Below are 3,185 nucleotides of genomic sequence, written 5' to 3'. Positions count from 1 at the left end.
AACCACCTCCACCTCCACCATAACCATTCGCCCACGAACCAGCACCCCCACCCCCAAATCCTCCATTGTCATGATATGATGCATTTTGACCAGCTAATCCACCTGTAGCACCTAATCTAAATCCTATTCCTCCCCCAGCTGTATGCACGCCAGCAGTACCCGATGAATAAAACCCACCCCCACCACCCGCTCTACCCCCTTTCCCACCGCTACCTGAATTACCACCCTTTCCAGCATCACCAACAATTATCGAAGCATTAGTCCCACTTTCTAAAGTTGTTCCGTTGTCTCCTGCAAGCGGACTTGAATTGTAAGAGGTTGCTCCACCCCCTCCACCAGCAACGATGATAGGAGTAGCACTGTTCAAGGCTGAGCCTTTCGCGACATATGAACCTCCACCACCACCAGCTCCATTCCCAGCACCAGTACCTTGTTGACCAACTGCGATCCTCAATTTTTCCATCGCGTTCAGTGGAATTTCTCCTTTCATAACCACCCCTTTCCCTCCACTGTATCCGTTTATGGTGCCACCTTGAGCACCATAAGCCTCAATCCGATAAGTACCCGTTGTCGGTACAGTCCATTCCTGGATTCCCTGGGTGTTGATAGTCACAGCACCAGCTAGATTGGTGGATAAGTAGGCAGTGTTAATCTGAGCTTGAGTCGGCCCAAGTCGTCCCGTTGCCCCAGCATTGGTGAAGTTCCGAACAGTACCAACACTCCCAAGCACAGCATTGTACAGTGTGTAGAAACTTCTGGTTTCCCCAACAAATGAATTGCCCCGAGTGTCTTTAATCCCATTAGTGAGATTCAGAGTGTAAGTAGTGTTGTTATCGAGTGGACTCGCAGGAGTGAGGGTGTAGGTGCGGGATGCATTGTCGTAGCTGGCAGCGTGAATATTGGTTGGAGGACTCAGAGTAACGGTGTTGTTGTTCAACGTGGAATTATCTACAGGTCGGTTGAAGGCGATCTGGATATCGGTGTAGGTGTGGACGGAGCTGTTATCGGTCATGTTGTCTGTATTGCCCCCAAAACGAATACAGTTCTTGGGAGAAGGTTGCCAAAGTAGTATTGGGTAATCACAGACCGTCCCCAAGTTCCAGATAGTTTCGTCCCAATTAGTGTAGCTATTTTCGTTATTAATCACCCCATTGGGCTGCACAGTTTCAATCAATTGTTTAGTTGTACGACTGAGCCCACCCGCAGAGTTGACCTGATTTGAGCTGCTCTTGTCCCAATAGGAAGAGACTACATTACTGGAAATGGGATTGAAGCCAATGAGGCCTCCTGTAGGTGCATTATCAGAACTGACGGAGCCTTTAGAAAAGCTATTTTGAATCATTGGAGTGCTTTGCGTATATCCAACCAATCCACCCGTGTTCTGCTTTGAGTTCGTAACTGTTCCTATGGAGTAGGTATTACTCAGAGTAACGTTCTTGTTAGCTATCCCACCAATCAATCCTCCTGTAGAGGCATAGTTGCTGATCACTTCGATGGCTGCATAGGATTCGGTAATTGTACTATTCTCATAAACTGCTCCGATCAGCCCACCAACATTTGAGCCTCCTGTTGCACTAGAACAACTTGAGTTTATTTTTCCGAAATCTGTAGCGGTCCTTTCAATGGTGGAAGCATTTCCAGTATTGATAGCACCAATCAAACCTCCTGTATTGGGTCCACCAGTGATCTTGATGTTACGAGCCTGAACATTTTTGACGGTGGTTCCCCTCATCTCACCAACCAAGCTGCCAATATATTGCTGGCACAGAGACTGGATGCTGATGTTGTCGAGTTGCAGATCCTGAATCGTAGCATTTTCCATGTTGCCAAAAAGACCACTATAGTTGTTGGAAGAGGCATTTACCAATAGATTGAAAATCGTATGGTTGTCTCCTGCAACTGTTCCACTGAAAGGAGTTGAACTGCTTCCAATTGGTTGCCAATTCGTGATACCACTCAAATTAATGTTACTGGTCAGTTTGTAGTAGGCAGAGAGATTGTCTCTAATCTTCTGCAAACTGACAGGGCTACTAATTTGGTAAGGATCACTTGAGAGTCCACTCCCTAAAAGCTGTGTTTGGAAGCTAATTTGTATAGGGGAGAGAGCATTACCGAGGAGATCTTGAACACCTGAACTCAGATAAAGAGTGTAGTTGTCTGCTGAGTTTAGATTACTAGTAGGATCAAAGATGAGCGTTTTATTGCCTGATTGATCAAAGTAAATTGCACCAGCAACGGAGATATTATCAGACTTGATAAGTTCTATATTTGATGAATTGATCGTTAAGTTATCGAGTGGCTTATCAAAAAAGATCGTGATGTTATCAGATACAGAGACTCCAGTATCCCCGATGGCAGGTGCACTGCTGAAAATTCTTGGCAGATTTGGATCCGCAACAGCGTAGAGTGCCCCGATTTCGTTTAGTGATAAAACTCTGTTATAGATTCTGACTTCATCAATCCTTCCTAGAAAACCCCTCAAATCATTGTAATCATTTCCAATCTTCAACGGATCGGTGTTGGCTGAAATGCCCATGTTTGTGACTGAACATACTTTTGAACCATTAAGATATAAATTTGCAAAGTTGTTTGTATGTATAATTGCTGTTGCAAGTGCCCATTGGTTTGCTTTGACAGCAGCATTGCAGACAGGACTAGTTGCTCCAGCTAAATTTAACTTACCATTCCATAATCTAAACGTATAAGTATTTGCAGAACCAGAGTTATACTTTGAGATGATTCCTTGTAATTCTTGCCCTGATGGATTTGTTGGGTGAATCCATGCAGAAAGGCTAAAGTTACTCGTCAGATTCAGTAAAGAATTATGGGGAATATTGACATAACTATTGGTGCCAAAAGAATACGCATTTTCTAATTGATCAAATCTGTTTGTACTCTTGATTGCACTTGTATTGGTGCCACTCAATCCATTAGGACTAGCATCATTTGTGTTACCATCAAATGGATAATAGGCAATGAGTCCATTGTTTAGGTTGAGAGTCTGGTTATCAGTTTTGAAGTGAAAGACCTGAGAAGGATAGAGGGTCAGGTTGTCCTGAGGATGAACAAAGCCCCGGAGCTGGAGTTGGTAGTTTGTTTCTCTTAGCAATGGCCCTGTGGACCAGAAGATGAGGCTGTCATTGTCCAGATTCCATTGCCCGCTGACAGTTTGGTTGTCACTGGCC

The 3,185-nt window shown here is 44.5% G+C and carries 1 protein-coding gene; it reads right to left on the bottom strand.

The annotated features are described in order from the left end of the window. The coding region (locus P8O70_19065) for an Ig-like domain-containing protein (GenBank protein ID MDG2198941.1) at positions 1–3,185 on the bottom strand (3,185 nt) is incomplete at both ends.

This window comes from SAR324 cluster bacterium, assembly GCA_029245725.1.
Classification (GTDB): domain Bacteria; phylum SAR324; class SAR324; order SAR324; family NAC60-12; genus JCVI-SCAAA005.
The sequence above is the reverse complement of the archived record's forward strand: the minus strand, read 5'-3'. Positions and strand labels throughout refer to the sequence as shown.